Origin of the sequence: Herminiimonas sp. NPDC097707 (assembly GCF_044761395.1) — a bacterium.
Taxonomy (GTDB): domain Bacteria; phylum Pseudomonadota; class Gammaproteobacteria; order Burkholderiales; family Burkholderiaceae_D; genus Oxalicibacterium.
The window spans coordinates 747,378-764,963 of sequence record NZ_JBIWCI010000001.1; the positions used below are offsets into that span (position 1 = coordinate 747,378).

At 54.5% G+C, this 17,586-nt stretch carries 18 protein-coding genes; 16 read left to right on the plus strand and 2 right to left on the minus strand.

All coding sequences use genetic code 11. The features are described from left to right. Nucleotides 1-5: 5 nt before the first annotated feature. Nucleotides 6-839 (minus strand): type I methionyl aminopeptidase, encoded by an 834-nt coding sequence (map, locus tag ACIQW9_RS03520; RefSeq protein ID WP_402333007.1) that lies wholly within the window; start codon nucleotides 837-839, stop codon nucleotides 6-8. Nucleotides 840-1,099: 260 nt separating this feature from the next. Between map and rpsB the strand changes: the two genes are divergently transcribed. The 16 genes from rpsB (at nucleotide 1,100) to ACIQW9_RS03600 (ending at nucleotide 16,620) form a co-directional block, all read left to right on the plus strand. Continuing rightward, nucleotides 1,100-1,846, plus strand: coding sequence for a 30S ribosomal protein S2 (gene rpsB, locus ACIQW9_RS03525; RefSeq protein ID WP_011870842.1), 747 nt, complete (start codon nucleotides 1,100-1,102; stop codon nucleotides 1,844-1,846). Between the two features lie 140 nt (nucleotides 1,847-1,986). Continuing rightward, nucleotides 1,987-2,868, plus strand: a complete 882-nt coding sequence (gene tsf, locus ACIQW9_RS03530; protein ID WP_402333010.1) for a translation elongation factor Ts — start codon at nucleotides 1,987-1,989, stop codon at nucleotides 2,866-2,868. A 185-nt stretch (nucleotides 2,869-3,053) separates the two neighbouring features. After that, on the plus strand, nucleotides 3,054-3,770 hold the full coding sequence (pyrH, locus tag ACIQW9_RS03535) for a UMP kinase (RefSeq protein WP_402333013.1): 717 nt from the start codon (nucleotides 3,054-3,056) through the stop codon (nucleotides 3,768-3,770). A gap of 65 nt (nucleotides 3,771-3,835) precedes the next feature. Then, nucleotides 3,836-4,396, plus strand: coding sequence for a ribosome recycling factor (gene frr, locus ACIQW9_RS03540; RefSeq protein WP_402333015.1), 561 nt, complete (start codon nucleotides 3,836-3,838; stop codon nucleotides 4,394-4,396). A gap of 34 nt (nucleotides 4,397-4,430) precedes the next feature. After that, entirely contained in the window at nucleotides 4,431-5,195 is a 765-nt protein-coding gene (gene uppS, locus ACIQW9_RS03545; RefSeq protein ID WP_402333018.1) for a polyprenyl diphosphate synthase, read from the plus strand. Further along, on the plus strand, nucleotides 5,189-6,007 hold the full coding sequence (locus ACIQW9_RS03550; RefSeq protein WP_402333021.1) for a phosphatidate cytidylyltransferase: 819 nt from the start codon (nucleotides 5,189-5,191) through the stop codon (nucleotides 6,005-6,007). Before uppS ends, ACIQW9_RS03550 begins: the two co-directional genes overlap by 7 nt. Before the next feature lie 19 nt (nucleotides 6,008-6,026). Next, nucleotides 6,027-7,202, plus strand: coding sequence for a 1-deoxy-D-xylulose-5-phosphate reductoisomerase (gene ispC, locus ACIQW9_RS03555; protein WP_402333024.1), 1,176 nt, complete (start codon nucleotides 6,027-6,029; stop codon nucleotides 7,200-7,202). Nucleotides 7,203-7,204: 2 nt separating this feature from the next. Beyond that, nucleotides 7,205-8,572 (plus strand): RIP metalloprotease RseP, encoded by a 1,368-nt coding sequence (gene rseP / locus ACIQW9_RS03560; RefSeq protein ID WP_402333027.1) that lies wholly within the window; start codon nucleotides 7,205-7,207, stop codon nucleotides 8,570-8,572. A gap of 57 nt (nucleotides 8,573-8,629) precedes the next feature. Further along, nucleotides 8,630-11,026, plus strand: coding sequence for an outer membrane protein assembly factor BamA (bamA, locus tag ACIQW9_RS03565; RefSeq protein WP_402333029.1), 2,397 nt, complete (start codon nucleotides 8,630-8,632; stop codon nucleotides 11,024-11,026). A 115-nt stretch (nucleotides 11,027-11,141) separates the two neighbouring features. After that, nucleotides 11,142-11,600 (plus strand): OmpH family outer membrane protein, encoded by a 459-nt coding sequence (locus ACIQW9_RS03570; RefSeq protein WP_402337845.1) that lies wholly within the window; start codon nucleotides 11,142-11,144, stop codon nucleotides 11,598-11,600. Between the two features lie 15 nt (nucleotides 11,601-11,615). After that, the gene (gene lpxD / locus ACIQW9_RS03575) at nucleotides 11,616-12,668 is read left to right on the plus strand and encodes a UDP-3-O-(3-hydroxymyristoyl)glucosamine N-acyltransferase (protein WP_402333032.1); all 1,053 of its coding nucleotides are present in this window, start codon (nucleotides 11,616-11,618) and stop codon (nucleotides 12,666-12,668) included. Nucleotides 12,669-12,720: 52 nt separating this feature from the next. Then, nucleotides 12,721-13,191 (plus strand): 3-hydroxyacyl-ACP dehydratase FabZ, encoded by a 471-nt coding sequence (gene fabZ, locus ACIQW9_RS03580; protein ID WP_402337847.1) that lies wholly within the window; start codon nucleotides 12,721-12,723, stop codon nucleotides 13,189-13,191. Next, nucleotides 13,191-13,979 carry an acyl-ACP--UDP-N-acetylglucosamine O-acyltransferase gene (lpxA, locus tag ACIQW9_RS03585; protein WP_402333034.1) on the plus strand — a complete coding sequence of 263 codons (789 nt, stop codon included), beginning with the start codon at nucleotides 13,191-13,193 and terminating at the stop codon, nucleotides 13,977-13,979. Before fabZ ends, lpxA begins: the two co-directional genes overlap by 1 nt. A gap of 25 nt (nucleotides 13,980-14,004) precedes the next feature. Further along, entirely contained in the window at nucleotides 14,005-15,144 is a 1,140-nt protein-coding gene (gene lpxB / locus ACIQW9_RS03590; protein WP_402337850.1) for a lipid-A-disaccharide synthase, read from the plus strand. A 39-nt stretch (nucleotides 15,145-15,183) separates the two neighbouring features. Further along, entirely contained in the window at nucleotides 15,184-15,819 is a 636-nt protein-coding gene (gene rnhB / locus ACIQW9_RS03595; protein WP_402333037.1) for a ribonuclease HII, read from the plus strand. 6 nt (nucleotides 15,820-15,825) lie between these two features. After that, nucleotides 15,826-16,620, plus strand: coding sequence for a TrmH family RNA methyltransferase (locus ACIQW9_RS03600; RefSeq protein WP_402333040.1), 795 nt, complete (start codon nucleotides 15,826-15,828; stop codon nucleotides 16,618-16,620). Between the two features lie 5 nt (nucleotides 16,621-16,625). On the opposite strand, the gene ACIQW9_RS03605 is transcribed toward ACIQW9_RS03600, so the two are convergent. Then, on the minus strand, nucleotides 16,626-17,471 hold the full coding sequence (locus tag ACIQW9_RS03605; RefSeq protein ID WP_402333042.1) for a pyruvate, water dikinase regulatory protein: 846 nt from the start codon (nucleotides 17,469-17,471) through the stop codon (nucleotides 16,626-16,628). Nucleotides 17,472-17,586: the final 115 nt, after the last annotated feature.

Sequence of the window (17,586 nt, forward strand, 5' to 3'; positions counted from 1 at the left end):
ATGGATCAGGCGTTGGCGGCTTGGACGGCAGTCGGCGGGACGATAAAGGCTGGCGGCGGCGGTGTGCCGGCTGACTGGGTCAGGATTTCATAGCCGGTTTCCGTCACCAGCACCGTATGCTCCCATTGCGCCGACAGGCTGCGATCCTTGGTCTTGATGGTCCAGCCGTCATTCATTTCGCGCACTTCGCGGCGGCCTGCATTGATCATCGGCTCAACCGTGAAGATCATGCCGGCAGCGAGTTTTTCCAGTGTGCCGGGACGGCCGTAGTGCAGCACTTGCGGCTCTTCATGGAACACCTTGCCGATGCCGTGGCCGCAGAATTCGCGCACCACGCTATAACCGGCGTTTTCCGCATGTTGCTGGATGATGTGACCGATATCGCCCAGATGCGCGCCCGGCTTGATCTTCGAGATGCCCAGCCACATGCACTCATAGGTGATCTCACTCAGGCGTTTAGCCAGGATGGATGGCTCGCCGATCAGGAACATGCGGCTGGTGTCGCCGTGATAACCATTCTTGATGACGGTAATGTCCAGATTGACCGAATCGCCGTTCTTCAATACCTTGTCGCCCGGAATGCCGTGGCAGATCACATCGTTGACGGACGTGCAAATTGCCTTGGGATAAGGTGTGTAGCCGGGCGGGCAGTAATTCAGCGGCGCCGGAATCGTGCCTTGTACATTAATCATGTATTCATGGCACAAACGGTCGAGTTCGCCCGTTGTCACGCCGGCTTTTACAAATGGGGTGATGTAGTCGAGTACTTCGGAGCCTAAACGGCCTGCGATGCGCATGCCCTCGATATCTTCTGCTGTTTTAATTGAAATATTGCTCATGGGAAGCTGGAAATGGCTGAAAAGACAGCGTGAAAAAAGTGGCGGATGAAGAATTATAGACGAGCGCACACTTATTCGTCGGGCAAAGTGGCGCGGGACTTGAAACAAGCTGGTATTTTGAGGTAGAATCTCGGGCTTGCCTGGATTGAACTTCAAGCAAAATTTTTTGTAAATCGCGAATCCGCTCGAAAAGGGTGCCCGAATCAGTTCAAAATGATTCCGGTGACTGAGCGAATTCCAGACCCAACCCTGGAGATATTATGTCAGTAACTATGCGTGAAATGCTGGAAGCCGGTGTCCATTTCGGTCACCAAACCCGCTTCTGGAACCCAAAGATGGCCCCTTACATTTTCGGCCATCGCAACAGAATTCATATCGTCAATCTGGAAAAAACCCTGGGCATGTACCAGGAGGCGATGAAGTACATCAAGCAATTGTCTTCCAATCGCGGCACCGTACTGTTCGTTGGCACCAAGCGTCAAGCGCGTGAAACCATTGCCGCTGAAGCAGCGCGCGCCGGCATGCCTTACGTTGATCAACGCTGGTTGGGCGGCATGCTCACCAACTTCAAAACGATCAAGACATCGATCAAGCGTTTGAAAGAACTGGAAGCGCTGGTTGAAGACGGCTCGATGGAAAAACTCAGCAAAAAAGAAGCGCTGATGTTTGAACGCGAAAAAATCAAGCTGGAAAAATCCATCGGCGGCATCAAGGACATGGGCGGTATTCCTGACGCAATTTTCGTGGTTGACGTCGGTTACCACAAAGGCGCGATCACCGAAGCCGCCAAACTGGGCATCCCGGTCATCGGCGTGGTCGATACCAACCACTCGCCAGAAGGCGTGGCTTACATCATTCCAGGCAACGACGATTCGTCCAAAGCGATCATGTTGTACGCTCGTGGCGTGGCTGATGCGATCCTCGAAGGCCGTGCTAGCGCGACCAACGATCTGGTTGAATCGATCAAGGGCGGCGACGACTTCGTTGAGGTCAACGAGCAGGCTTAATACCCTGGCTCTGATGGATTGAGCGTCAGAAATGAAGGGGCAACAGTGGTTCGCCCCTTTTTTTCGAGCGTATTTTGAACGTAATAAGATAGAGGGCGTCAGAACGACGTCCGCTTGTCAGGAATTGTTAGGAGATTGTAATGGCCGTTATTACTGCAGCTATGGTTGGTGAACTGCGCGCGCTTACCGATGCGCCTATGATGGAATGCAAAAAAGCATTGACGGAAGCCGATGGCGATCCAGTCAAGGCAGAAGAAATCCTGCGTGTAAAGCTGGGTAGCAAGGCATCGAAAGCCGCTTCCCGCGTGACCGCTGAAGGCGTTGTTGCTTCATGCGTCGTGGGTAATGTCGGTGCACTGGTGGAAGTCAACTGCGAAACCGATTTCGTTACCAAAAACGATGAGTTCCTGGCGCTGGCAAATGCCTGCGCAAAACTGATCGCCGAACACAATCCGGCTGATCTGGCTGCGCTGGCGGCTTTGCCGCTGGATGGCAAAACCCTGGAAGAAAAACGTGCTGAATTGATCGGCCGTATCGGTGAAAACATGTCGATCCGTCGTTTCGTGCGTTTTGAAACCGCTGGCAAAGTGGCGTCCTATCTGCACGGCACCCGTATCGGCGTGCTGGTTGATTTCGACGCGGCTGACGAACAAGTCGGTAAAGACGTGGCGATGCACATCGCTGCGATGAAGCCGGTTGCCTTGTCGTCGGACGACGTGCCTGCCGATCTGATCGCCAAAGAGCGTTCGGTTGCTGAGTTGAAAGCGGCTGAATCGGGCAAGCCAGCCGAGATCGTTACCAAAATGGTCGAAGGCTCGGTACAGAAATACCTGAAAGAAGTTTCCTTGCTGAATCAGACCTTTGTTAAAAACGACAAGCAAACTGTCGAACAAATGCTGAAAGATACCAAGTCCAGCGTGAAAGCGTTCACGATGTACGTAGTTGGTGAAGGCATCGAGAAAAAGCAGGACGACTTTGCCGCAGAAGTGGCAGCACAAGTCGCAGCAGCAAAACAGGCGTAAGCAAAAAAATCGGGCCGAAAGGCCCGTTTTTTTAACATCATCAAGTATGCTTCGATTTGCCGTCGAATTTCATTTGGCTACCGTGATTAACCGGGTAGCACGCGTCGAAACAACGCATTGAAGTCAGGCAAGATTGAAGTAATTGCAGCGCCTCAAAAAACCGGACAAAACAAGGAATCCAGCCCATGACAACCCCTGCCTACAAACGTGTTCTGCTCAAACTTTCGGGTGAGGCGTTGATGGGAGATGATCCGTATGGCATCAATCGCGCCACCATCGAACGCATGGTGGCGGACGTATCGGAAGTCTCCAGGCTGGGAGTCGAGCTGGCGATCGTGATCGGCGGCGGCAATATTTTTCGTGGCGTTGCGCCCGGCGCAGAAGGCATGGACCGGGCTACAGCCGATTACATGGGTATGCTGGCCACGGTGATGAATTCGCTGGCCCTGGCCGATGCGATGCGCCAGGTGGGCATTACCGCCCGCGTCATGTCGGCGATTGCGATTGAGCAAGTAGTTGAGCCTTATGTGCGTCCCAAGGCTTTGCAATATCTGGAAGAAGGCAAGATCGTGGTGTTTGCTGCCGGTACCGGCAATCCATTCTTTACCACCGATACCGCAGCGGCCTTGCGCGGCGCGGAAATTGGCGCGGAAATCGTGTTGAAGGCGACCAAGGTGGATGGTGTGTACAGTGCCGATCCAAACAAGGACCCGTCCGCAACGCGTTATTCGACCATCACTTTCGATGAAGCCATTTCCAAGCATTTGCAGGTGATGGACGCCACGGCATTTGCACTGTGCCGCGACCAGAAACTGCCGATCAAGGTATTTTCCATCGTCAAACCGGGCGCACTCAAGCGCATCGTCATGGGCGAAGACGAAGGCACGTTGGTCCACGTATAAATTTCACTGAGTTCAATTCAGCGAATTCAATTTCGTTTAACTCGCAGTAGAAGAGGAGAACAGTAATGACTGTTGCAGATGCAAAAAAAATTGCCGATCAAAAAATGCAAAAGTCGATCGAGACTTTAAGGGCAGATTTGGCAAAAGTTCGTACCGGCCGCGCTCACGCCGGCATTCTTGACCATGTGATGGTCGAGTATTACGGCAATCCGACCAACCTGACTCAGGTTGCCAACGTGACGCTGATCGATGCACGTACGATCGGTGTGCAGCCATTTGAAAAGAAAATGGTAGCCGTAGTTGAGAAAGCGATTCGTGACGCTGATCTCGGCCTGAATCCGGCCACGCAGGGCGAAATGATACGTGTGCCGACGCCCCCGTTGACCGAAGAGCGCCGCAAGGAAATGGTCAAGCTGGTCAAGAGCGAAGCCGAAGACGCAAAAATCGCGATCCGGAATATCCGCCGCGACGCCAATGAAACGCTGAAAAAACTCTTGAAGGACAAAGCCTGCTCGGAAGATGACGAACGTCGTGCGCAGGATGAAGTTCAAAAACTGACCGACAAGTTCGTGCTGGAAGTCGACAAGCTGGTCGTCGAAAAAGAAAAAGAAGTGCTGACGGTTTGAGTCGGCTCTTCATATCTTTACCGCCGCTTCATTCATGATGACGTCGAGTTCAACCCAAATCGTGCCGGATGTCTCGCTGGTGCCGCGTCATATCGCCATCATCATGGATGGCAATGGGCGTTGGGCAACCAAGCGTTTCATGCCGCGCGTGGCCGGTCACGTCAAAGGCGTGGAAGCGGTGCGCGGGATCGTCGAGGCGTGCGCGAAGCAGGGCGTGGAATACGTGACCTTCTTTGCGTTCAGCTCGGAAAACTGGCGCCGCCCGGACGACGAGGTGTCGCTGTTGATGCGTTTGTTCATGACAGCGCTGGAACGCGAAGTCTCGAAGATGCATGCAAACGGCATACGTCTGAAAATTGTCGGCGATCTGAGTCGTTTCGATGACAAGCTGCAGAAAATGATTGCCAATGCCGAGCGCAAAACTGCCGCCAACGACAGGTTGACGGTCACTATTTGCGCCAACTACGGCGGGCGCTGGGACATCATGCAGGCGGTCAACAAAATGGCGGCGGCCTATCCGGATGCAGGCGATTTCAGCGAACAGCAGTTGACACCATTCCTGTCGCTGGCTTATGCGCCGGAACCGGATCTGTTCATACGCACTGGCGGCGAAGAACGCATTTCCAATTTTCTGTTGTGGCAACTCGCCTATACCGAACTGTATTTCACGGATACCTACTGGCCGGACTTCGACGCAGCTGCGCTGGAACTGGCGATCTCTTCCTATCAACAGCGCGAGCGGCGCTTTGGCCGCACCAGTGCCCAGGTGAGCGCGCAAATGCCGGTGGCCAAATGCTGAAAACGCGCATCATCACTGCAGTGATTCTGCTGGCAGTGCTGCTATTGGCGATTTTTTCCGGTTCTTTTATCGTTTTTTCCATCCTGACGGCAATTTTCTTTGCCGCTGCGGCATGGGAATGCCTGCGTCTGTTCGGCAATAAATTTCCGGTCGTGGGAGCGGTGCTGTGGACCGTCGCGTTTGCCTATCTTGTGGTGACCGCCAGTTTCAAGCAGAGCGTGCTGCTATACGGCATCTGCGTCGCGATCTGGGCCTTGCGTCTGGTGCCCTCGCTGGCCTTCGGCTTGCCGCCGCTGGATGGCACGCGCAATCGCCTGCTGACCGGAATCTACGGCATTGCAGTGCTGGGTGCATTTGTCGCCATTCTGAGCTTGTACAATCGTTCGGCGCTGTATATGTTTTCGGTGATGACGATCGTCTGGATTGCCGACATCGGCGCCTACTTCAGCGGCAAGGCTTTCGGCAAGCGCAAACTGGCGCCATCGATTTCGCCCGGCAAGTCGTGGGAAGGGGCAATCGGCGGCGGCATACTGGTGCTGCTTGCCAGCGCGGCCACGCTGGCTGTGCCGGCATTGAATGATACGTTTGCGGTGCAGCTTTACCTCACATGGGGCTGGCCGGGTTTTCTGCTGATATTGATATTGATGGTTGCCGCCAGCATTGTCGGCGATCTGTTTGAATCGCAACTCAAGCGCCGTGCCGGCATGAAAGACAGCAGTAGCCTGTTGCCCGGCCATGGCGGCGTACTCGACCGGCTGGATGCCTTGATCCCGACGCTGCCGCTGGCGGTGCTGGTTGCTTACTGGATGTAAGGCTCACATGCAGCAAAAAATGCAGCATATAACCATTCTGGGCTCAACCGGGTCCATAGGCGTATCGACACTGGACGTCGTTGCGCGTCACCCCGATCGTTACCGTGTGCATGCCTTGACGGCGCAAAACAAGGTAGAGGAACTGGCGGCACAATGTGCGCAGTTCCATCCGCATGTGGCGGTCGTCGGCAGCGCTGAAGCGGCGCAAAAACTGCAAGTGCTGTTGCGCGGCCTGGGCTTGCAAACGCAGGTTGAATACGGTCCTGCAGCCTTGTGCGCAGTAGCCAGTGCGCCTGAATGCGATTGCGTGATGGCGGCCATCGTTGGCGGCGCCGGCCTGGCGCCTACGCTGGCGGCAGCGCGTGCCGGCAAAAAAATATTGTTGGCCAACAAGGAAGCGCTGGTCATGTCCGGCCCTTTGCTGATGGAAGCGGTCGCTGCCAGCGGCGCGATCCTGATGCCTATCGACAGCGAACACAATGCGATCTTCCAGTGCATGCCGGCCGCCTTTCATCAACAGCAACGCACGCCGGCGCAGCATGGAATAGAAAAAATTCTGCTGACAGCTTCCGGCGGCCCTTTCCTGAATCGGGCTCTCGATACGCTGGATCAGGTGACCTGCGCCGAAGCGATTGCACATCCAAAATGGGTGATGGGCCGCAAGATTTCGGTGGACTCTGCCACGATGATGAACAAGGGCCTGGAAGTGATAGAGGCGCACTGGCTGTTCGGTGTGCCAGCCGACCGCATCGAAGTGGTGATTCACCCGCAAAGCGTCGTGCATTCGATGGTGTCGTATATCGATGGTTCGGTGCTGGCGCAACTCGGCAATCCGGACATGCGCACGCCGATTGCGCATGCCATGGCATATCCTGAACGCATAGCTTCCGGCGTCGCGCCCATCGACTTGATCAAGATCGCGCAACTTACTTTCGAGCATCCCGATCTGCTCCGATTTCCATGCTTGAAACTGGCGTATGATGCATTGCAGGCGGGCGGCTCTGCACCGGCCATCATGAATGCGGCGAATGAAATTGCCGTGCAGGCCTTTCTTGACGGACGCATCGGTTTTCGCGCCATCGATCAATTGATCGCACGGGTGATGGCGGCCTTGCCGTCCAGTCCCGTAACCGACATCGATACAGTTTTTGAACAGGATAGACGGGCGCGCGACACAGCCGCTTCCTTCATATAAAAATGCATTTTCTCCAGACCCTACTTGCTTTTGCTGTTGTCCTCGGCGTGCTGATTATCGTGCACGAACTCGGGCATTACCTGGTCGCACGCTGGTGCGGCGTCAAAGTTTTGCGTTTTTCCGTTGGCATGGGAAAAGTCGTTTATTCGCGTCGTTTCGGCAAGGATCAGACCGAATGGGCGGTGTCGGTTCTTCCGCTGGGCGGCTACGTCAAGATGCTGGATGCGCGCGAAGGCGATCTGAGCGATGTGTCTGCGGAAGACATGAAGCGCGAATTTACGCGTCAATCGGTGTGGCGCCGGATTGCGATCGTGGCTGCCGGCCCGCTGGCCAATTTCCTGCTGGCGATTTTGCTGTTTGCCGGTTTGTACAGCTATGGCACTCCCGAACCTGCACCGAAACTGCGGGCGCCGGCGGAACAGTCGATAGCGTATCAAGCCGGTGTGCGTGGCGGCGAACTGGTAACGGCTGTCAACGGCGAGCCGATTCAGATCTGGAGCGATTTGCGCTGGCAGATGGTACAGGCGGTGATCAACAAAAAAGCCGTCACGCTGGATGTGGAGCGTGCAGCTGCCGATTCGCATGCCGGCAAAATCATCCGCACCGTAACGATTCCGGTCGACAGTATTTCTGCCGAAGAGCTGGAAGGGGATTTCCTCGTCAAACTCGGCATCGACTTGGCGCGCCCACGGGCGATTCTGGGGCAGGTCGTGCCGGACGGTCCGGCGATGCTGGCTGGCTTGCAATCCGGCGATTTGATCGTTGCCGTGAACGGCGTCGCGATTCCAGACGGCCTGGCCTTTGTCGATACGGTGCGCGCTGCGCCTGGCAAAATGCTGAAGATCGAACTTTTACGAGATGGCAAACCGCTGGCCGTGAATGTGACGCCGGAAGCGGCGGACAAGGATGGCCAGGTTTTCGGCCGCATCAAGGTTGAAGTGCCCATGATGCCGGATATGGTGCTGGCCAGCCACGGACCATTCGCGGCTCTGGCCAAAGGGGTGCAGAAAACCTGGGATACCAGTGCGATGACGCTGAAGATGGTCGGCAAGATGATCGTCGGCGAGGTTTCCTGGAAAAATGTGACAGGTCCGATTACCATCGCCGACTATGCGGGGCAGACTGCGCGTATCGGCCTGGTCAGTTACCTCAGCTTTATCGCCTTTGTCAGCATCAGTCTGGGAGTGATGAATCTGTTGCCCATACCAGTGCTGGATGGCGGTCATTTGCTGTATTATGCTGTGGAAGTTTTGACAGGTCGTCCGGTCTCTGAACGCTTTGGTGCAATTGCCCAGCGTGCGGGGATAGGAATATTGATGACCTTGATGCTGGTGGCAGTCTTCAATGACATCAACCGCCTGATTTCCTGACGGGGCAGGACTGTCCCTGAATCCGAGCCTGACGAATATCTTAATTTACGATAGCCAATGAAATTACATTCAGAGCGTTTCCCTTTGCCGATATTTCGTCGTCACCTTATCGCTGTTGCAGCGTTTGCCTTGTGTTCCGGCTATGCGCAGGCAGCTGATCCCTTCACTGTAAAAGATATCCGCGTTGAAGGCATACAACGTACCGAAGCCGGTACGGTTTTCAGTTACCTGCCGGTGCGGGTAGGCGAAACGTTTACCGATGAAAAAGGTGCGACCGCGATCAAGGCCTTGTATGCTACAGGCTTCTTCAAGGATGTGCGCATCGAAGTCGAGGGCAACGTACTGGTGGTTTTCGTTGAAGAGCGTCCGGCAATTGCCAGCGTTGAGTTTTCCGGCACCAAGGAATTCGATAAAGTCCAGTTGACGAAAGCGCTGAAGGAAATTGGCGTCGGCGAATCGCGCATTTTCGACAAGGCCCTGGTTGATCGCGCAGAGCAGGAACTGAAGCGTCAATACCTGTCGCGTGGCTTGTACGGCGTACTGATCACAACGACAGTGACGCCAGTGGAGCGCAATCGCGTCTCGATCAATTTTGCAGTCGATGAAGGCGATGTCTCGCGCATCAAGAATATCAATATCATCGGCAGCAAGGTATTCAGCGAAAAAGATTTGATCAAGATGCTGAGCCTGCGTACACCGGGCTGGTTTACCTGGTATTCAAAAGCCGATCAGTACTCCAAGCAGAAACTGGCCGGCGATATCGAAACGCTGAAATCCTACTACCAGAATCGCGGCTATATCGAGATGCAGATCGAATCGACCCAGGTCTCGATTTCGCCGGACAAGAAGGATATCTACATCACCATCAATATCAATGAAGGTGAAAAATACACGGTCTCGGACATCAAGCTGGAAGGCGAAATGTTTGGTCGTGAAGCTGAATTGAACTCGCTGCTGCAACTGAAAAAAGGCGATGTCTATTCAGGGGAAAAACTGACTGCGAGCACCAAGAGCATCTCCGAACGCATGGGTAATTTCGGCTATGCATTTGCCAACGTGAATGCAAATCCGAAAATTGATCGCGACAAGAAGGAAGTGGCGTTTACGGTCATGATCGATCCGGGCAAGCGCGTCTATGTGCGCAACATCAATATTGCCGGCAATACGAAAACGCGCGATGAAGTGATTCGTCGCGAATTGCGCCAGTTTGAAAATTCCTGGTACGACGGCGAAAAAATCAAATTGTCGCGCGATCGCGTTGATCGCCTTGATTACTTTACGGACGTTACAATCGAAACGCCGGACGTGCCGGGCAAAACGGATCAGGTAGATATCAATCTGGGAGTGACTGAAAAACCGACAGGCAACATCATGCTGGGCGCAGGTTTTTCCAGTAATGAGAAACTGACCCTTAGCGGCGGAATCAACCAGACCAATGCCTTCGGCAGCGGCAATACGATAGGCGTTGATGTCAACACCAGTCGCCTGAATCGCACCATCGCGGTATCGAGCACGAACCCTTACTTTACCGATGACGGCATTAGCCGCAGCTACCAAGCATTCATTCGCACGACCAGACCGCCCACCATCAATGCCGGCGATTACCGGATTCGTACAACTGGCGGCAATATCAAATTCGGTGTGCCGTTTTCTGAATTCGATACCGTATTTTTCGGTGCAGGTGTCGAGCGGACTGAGGTTGAAGTTTACAAAGGTCTTAGCCCGTCTTACGCGGATAGTCCGGAGGTGTACCAGCGCTATGTAAATAGTATGAAAGGTTTGCCTTTTCCTGCTGATTTTACTGGTTATCCAGATGGAAAGCGCAGTGCCAGTGCTACAGGTATTCCCTTAACTGCAGCGTGGCAACGCGATAACCGCGATAGCGCTTTGGTGCCGACCAAGGGACGCTATCAACGCGCCAATTTTGAAATCTCGCCGGCTGGTGATTCAAATTATTTCCGTACCACTTACCAGCATCAATGGTTCAAGCCTTTATTCGGCGGCAGCACAACGCTGGCCTTGAATGGTGAAATAAATTACGGCAAGGGTCTGGGCGGCAAGGATTACCCTATCTTCAAGAACTTCTATGCCGGCGGTATCGGTTCCGTGCGCGGTTATGAAGGCTCGTCGATCGGGCCGAAGGCGACTAATGGCGATCCATTGGGCGGCTCCTCACGCATCATCGCGAATGCCGAATTGCAATTTCCATTCCCGGGATCGGGCACCGATCGCACCCTGCGCTGGTTTACCTTCTTCGATGCCGGTAATGTGTATGCAGACGGATTCGGTAGCGGCGGCATGAAAACATCGGTGGGTCTCGGCATGAGCTGGGTATCGCCTCTCGGTCCGCTGAAGTTGAGTTTCGGCAAGGCCTTGAACGCGAATACAGATGGTCCGCCTAATCAACGCGACAGAACCCAGGCCTTCCAATTCCAGATGGGTACAGGTTTCTGATCGCTTCAGGCATAATAAGCAGCTGGAAATAGAAATTTGAAACACGGAGATAACTTTGAAGTCGTTTACTAAACTATCAGTGGTATCCAAAGGCCTGACATTATTTGCTGCGGGCATGTTTGTGGTTTCTGGCGTGCAGGCGCAGGACATGAAAGTCGGCGTGGTTAATACCGAACGTATTTTCCGTGAGGCGGCGCCATACAAGGCAGCACAGACCAAGATCGAGCAGGAGTTTGCCAAGCGCCAGAAGGAATTGGAGTCCATGGCGACCCGGGTGAAAAACCTGGCAGACAAACTGGACAAGGACGCTGCCGTACTGTCGGAATCCGACCGTAACAAACGCCAGCGTGAACTGGTGGAAGCGGACAAGGATTTTCAGCGTACGCAACGTGAATTCAAGGAAGATCTGAATCAGCGTCGCAATGAAGAAATGGCGAATGTCATCGATCGTACGAATCGCGTTATCAAGCAGATTGCTGAAGCAGAAAAATACGATCTCGTGTTGCAGGAAGCTGTGTACATCAGTCCGCGTGTCGACATTACCGACAAAGTGCTCAAAGCGCTGAGCAAATAAAATAAAAAGGCAACGATGAGCACTCGGCTGGGAGATTTGGTCGAACGCTTGGGGGGCCGCTTGATAGGCGATGCGGACATTGAAGTTGTCGGCATCGCGCCGTTAGGCGATGCAGATGCGTCGCACATCACGTTTCTTTCCAATCCCAAGTTAAGAGGGCAGGCTGCACAAACGCGTGCGGCCGCTCTGATTTTGTCCGCTGCGGATGACGAGATCGTCGCCGCGAGTTATCAGGGCGCGCGCATCGTCGCCGACAATCCGTATGCCTATTTTGCGCGTGCGGCACAACTGTTTGCCGAATTGCATGCTCATGTAGCGCCAGTGGGGATACATTCGACCGCCAGCGTTGATCCGCAGGCGAAGGTCGCGGCCAGCGCATCCATCGGGCCGCATGTGACGATAGAAGCCGGCGCCATCATTGAAGATGCATGCGTGATTGATGCCGGCTGTTTCATTGGCCGCAATGCGCGTATCGGCGCGGCCACGCATTTTTATCCGCGCGTGACCTTTCTTGCCGGTTGCAGTATCGGCCAGCGTGGCATTGTTCATCCCGGTGCAGTGATAGGCGCGGACGGCTTTGGCTTTGCCAATGAAGGTGGCGCCTGGATCAAGATTCCGCAAACCGGTGTTGTCAGAATAGGTGATGACGTCGAAATCGGTGCGAATACCTCGATCGATCGCGGTGCACTGGCCGATACGGTGATAGAAGACGGCGTCAAGCTCGACAATCAAATTCAGATCGGCCACAACTGCCATATTGGTGCACATACGGCAATGGCCGGTTGCGTCGGCGTGGCAGGCAGTGCGGTGATAGGGAAATATTGCACATTTGGCGGCGCGGCCATGGTGCTGGGACATTTGACGATTGCCGATCGTGTGCATATATCATCCGGTAGCCTGGTGTCCCGTTCGATCAACGAACCTGGGCAATACACAGGATTTTATCCATTGGCAAAAAATGCAGAATGGGAAAAATCTGCAGTGATCGTGCGCAATTTGGCGGCGATGCGTGAGAAAATTCGCGAAATGGAAAAAACCATCAAATCGCTAGGCGATGAACAAGAGTGAAATGCAAGAGTGAGAGACAAGAATGACTAATCAGGAAAACAAAGTGCCGGAAATGAAAACACTCGATATCAACCAGATCAAACAATATTTGCCGCATCGTTACCCGATGCTGCTGGTCGATCGTGTATTGACGTGGGAATCCGGGAAGTCGATTACTGCAATCAAGAATGTCACGGCAAATGAAGAATTCTTCAATGGCCACTTCCCGCACAAGCCGGTCATGCCGGGCGTGCTGATGATAGAAGCGCTGGCGCAAACTGCGGCCTTGCTGTCTTTCCTGACGATGGGACAGAAGCCGGACGACAACAGCGTGGTGTATTTTATCGGCATCGACGGTGCGCGCTTCAAGCGCCCGGTCGAACCGGGCGATCAGCTGAAAATGGAAGTTGAAATTCTGCGCAATGCACGCGGCATCTGGAAATACAAGGCGACTGGCTCGGTAGATGGCCAACTCGCGCTGGAAGCCGAGTTGATGTGCACGATGCGTACCATTAACGATGCGGGTTCGGCTGCGGGACAGTAATGAGCCTGATCCATTCCACCGCGATTGTCGATCCGAAGGCGCAGCTCGATACTTCGGTTGAGGTCGGTGCGTATTCCGTCATCGGTCCGCATGTAAAGATAGACGCAGGCAGCAAGATCGGTCCGCATGTGGTGGTGGAAGGACATACCACCATAGGTCGCGACAATACGATCTTCCAGTTTGCCTCCATCGGCGCTGCACCGCAGGACAAGAAATATGCGGGCGAGCCGACGCAGCTCTCCATCGGTGATCGCAATACCATACGCGAATTCGTCACCATCAATCTGGGTACCACGCAGGACGCCAATATCACGCGTCTGGGCAGCGACAACTGGATCATGGCCTACGTCCATATTGCGCACGATTGCCAGCTTGGCGACAACATCATTCTTGCCAACAATGCGACGCTGGCCGGCCATGTGCATCTGGAAGACTGGGTATTCCTCGGCGGTTTCACTTCAGTGCATCAATTCTGTCGTATCGGTGCGCATGCGATGACGGCCTTTACTGCCGCCGTCAGCCAGGATATTCCTCCTTTCGTGACGGCAGCCGGCAATCGCGCAGTACCGGCCGGTATCAATAGCGAAGGCTTGAAGCGACGCGGGTTCAGCAGCGAGCAGATCATGGCGATCAAGCGCGGCTATAAAATCATCTATCGCGCCAATCTGCCGCTCGAAGAAGCCAAGGCGGCTTTGCTGGCGGAAGAAAACAAATCGCCTGACGCTGCTCCCTATCTGCGCCAGTTGCGGACCTTCATAGAAACATCCCCACGTGGCATCATCCGCTGACCTTGCAGGCAGGACTGCGATAGCAATGGTTGCCGGCGAGACCTCCGGCGACTTGCTGGCGGGTCGCCTGCTCTCCGGTTTACGCCCGCAATTGCCGGATGCCCTGATGCACGGCATAGGTGGCCCCAACATGGCGCAGCATGGTTTTGTCAGTGACTTCCCGATGGAAAAACTGTCGGTGCGCGGCCTGTTTGAAGTGCTCGCACATTACCGGGAAATCAAGGGCATACAAATTGCGTTGCGCGACCAGCTGCTGGCCGAACGGCCTGCGGTCTTCATCGGTGTCGACGCACCGGATTTCAATCTCGGGCTCGAAGCGCAACTGAAGAGTGCCGGCATACCCACCATGCATTTCATCGGCCCCTCGATCTGGGCCTGGCGTGGCGGGCGCATCAAGAAAATTGCGCGGGCGGTGTCGCACATGCTGGTGATTTTTCCCTTCGAGGAAGAGCTGTATCGTCAGGCCGGAATTCCGGCAACTTACGTCGGCCATCCGCTGGCGCAAGTGATCCCGATGGAGCCGGATCAGGCCGCTGCACGTGTGGCGCTGGACTTGCCTGCACATGTGCCTGTTGTAGCGCTGTTGCCGGGCAGCCGGATGTCCGAGCTGAAATACAACGCAGTGGCTTTTGTGGCGGCAGCCAAACTATTGCTGCAACGCGATTCGTCGCTGCAGTTTGTCGCGCCCATGGCTGGCGAGGCGCAGCATCGCTACTTTAATGAACTCATTGCGCAGGCCGGTTTGCAGGATGTGCAGATCAAGGTCATAGACGGACAATCGCATCGCGCACTGGCAGCGGCAGATGCAGTCATGGTGGCATCCGGCACGGCTTCGCTGGAAGTCGCCCTGTTCAAGAAGCCGATGGTGATTGCCTACAAAATGATGCGCGCATCCTGGTATGTGTTGCGCCATATGGGCTATCAACCATGGATAGGCTTGCCGAATATTCTGGCACAGGAATTTCTGGTGCCGGAACTGTTACAGGATGCTGCTACACCGCAGGCTCTGGCCGATGCCTTGTGGCAGCAATTGCAGGATGGCACACATCGCGATTACCTGCAGCGCCGCTTCACTGAAATGCACCACACGCTATTGCGCGATACCGCCGGCGAAAGCGCACGCGCGGTACTCGAATTGATTGCGCAATCGCCGCGTCGCGCCTGAAGTCATGGCATTTACTGCAATAGAATTTAAAAGACCGTCATGACAATAAAAAACGATACCAATCTTTCCTTGTTCAGCAGTCTGGATGAGGATGTCATCTGTGGTGTCGATGAGGCGGGGCGTGGACCTTTGGCTGGCCCGGTATTCGCAGCTGCGGTCATTCTCGATCCGATGCGGCCGATAGACGGTTTGCGCGATTCCAAAAAATTAAGCGAAGTGCGACGCGATGCGCTGGCGATTGATATCAAGGCACATGCATTGTCATGGTCGATTGCGCAATGTTCGGAAGAAGAAATCGATAGCCTGAATATTCTGCAGGCAACGATGTTGGCGATGCGGCGTGCGGTGGAAGGCTTGCACATACAGCCGACGCTGGCGCTGATAGATGGTAATCGCTGTCCGGTGATGACCGTGCGCGCAGAAGCGATCATCAAGGGCGATGACAAGGTCCAGGCGATTTCAGCCGCATCGATCCTGGCGAAAACAGCGCGTGATCACGCTCTGGGATTGCTGCATATTGCATACCCGCATTACGCCTTCGATCAGCACAAGGGTTATCCTACGGCTTTGCATCTGGAGCGCCTGCGCGAGCATGGCGTGTCGCCTGTGCATCGCAAATCGTATGCGCCGGTGCGTGCCTTGCTGGCTAGCGCAGTTGCGAATGACAAACGCTGAACCATCATGACGACCAAAATCATTTCATCGCGCGACAATCCGCTCTACAAGGAGTTGAAGCATCTCGCCACCAGTTCGCAGGCGCGCCGCAAGGCTGGGCGCACTTTGCTCGACGGTATACATCTGTGCGAAGCGTATCTGCAGCAGGTCGGTCTGCCGCCACTGTGCATTGCGAGTGAAACAGCGCTGCTCAACGGCGAAGTGACGGTGATCGTCCAGCAGTGCAGCGATAGCCACACGCAATGCATCGTGTTGCCGGATGCCTTGTTCCACGCGTTAAGCCAGGTTGAACATGGCATCGATATCCTGTTCGTCATCGATACGCCGGAACTGACAGAACCGCAGCGTTTGCTGCAGTCTGCAGTTTTGCTGGACAAGGTGCAGGACCCGGGTAATTTCGGTTCCATCGTGCGTAGCGCGGCGGCAGCAGGCATCAAGCAGGTATTCTGCAGCGCCGGAACGACCTTTGCCTGGTCGCCCAAGGTCATGCGCGCCGGCATGGGTGCACATTTTTTGATCGAAATTTTTGAAAACGTCGATCTCGATGCCTTGATCGTGCGTGCCGATATTCCTGTCATCGCCACCAGTTCACATGCAGAAAAGCGGCTCTACGATCTGGATCTGACGCAGCCGGTTGCCTGGCTGTTCGGACATGAAGGACAGGGCGTGACTGAACATTTACTGGCGCTGGCGACGCATCAGATCACGATACCGCATCTGGGCGCGATCGAGTCGTTGAACGTGGCTGCCAGTTCGGCAGTGTGCTTCTTCGAGCAGGTGCGCCAGCAAACTTCACACTAGTTTTTTCAATCCGGGCGTTGTTCGGATTTGATTTCCTGCAGAATAGTCGCGGAAATTTCTTCAATCGACTTGGTGGTCGATGACATCCAGCGTATGCCTTCGCGACGCATCATTTTTTCCGCTTCATTGATTTCGTAACGGCAGTTTGCCAGCGCCGCATATTTGCTGCCGGGCAGGCGCTCGTTGCGGATTTCTGCCAGCCGGTCGGCAGCAATCGAGAGACCGAAGATCTTGCTCTTGTATGCCAGCAGATCGCCAGGCAATTTTTCCCGCGCAAAATCATCGGGTATCAAAGGATAGTTTGCTGCCTTGATGCCATATTGCATCGCCAGAAAAAGACTGGTTGGCGTTTTGCCGGAACGCGAGACGCCGACCAGTATCACATCCGCTTCCGCCAGATTCTTGTTCGACTGTCCATCGTCGTGTGCCAGAGAAAAATTGATGGCTTCGATCCGGTTTTTGTATTCCTCGGAATCGGTGCTGGTATGGCTGCGGCCTATCGTATGCGTCGATTTCACACCCAGTTCCTGTTCCAGCGGTTCGACGAAAGTCTGGATCAAATCCATGTGCATACCTTTGGATTGCCGGACTACTTTGGATAAATCCGCTTTGACCAAAGTCGAAAAAATAATCGGGCGCTGCCCATCGAGCGCAAATGCATCGTTTATTTTGCGCAGTGCATCATGCGCTTTGTCCAGCGTATCGATGAAAGGAAGGCGGATCTGTTTGAAGCGCAAATCGAATTGCGTCAATACCGAATGACCAAAGGTTTCGGCAGTGATGCCAGTGCCGTCGGAAATGAAAAAAACGGTGCGTGCGCTGGGCGTAGAATGATTTGCAGGAGTGGACATGGATGAAATGTAAGCCTGATGTAAGTTAAAAAAATGCTGCGCTGCGATGCGCATCGCGACGGGATTCGGTAAAATGGCGGCCAATAGCTGTTTTTATCCAAGGCCGCTCTCGAAG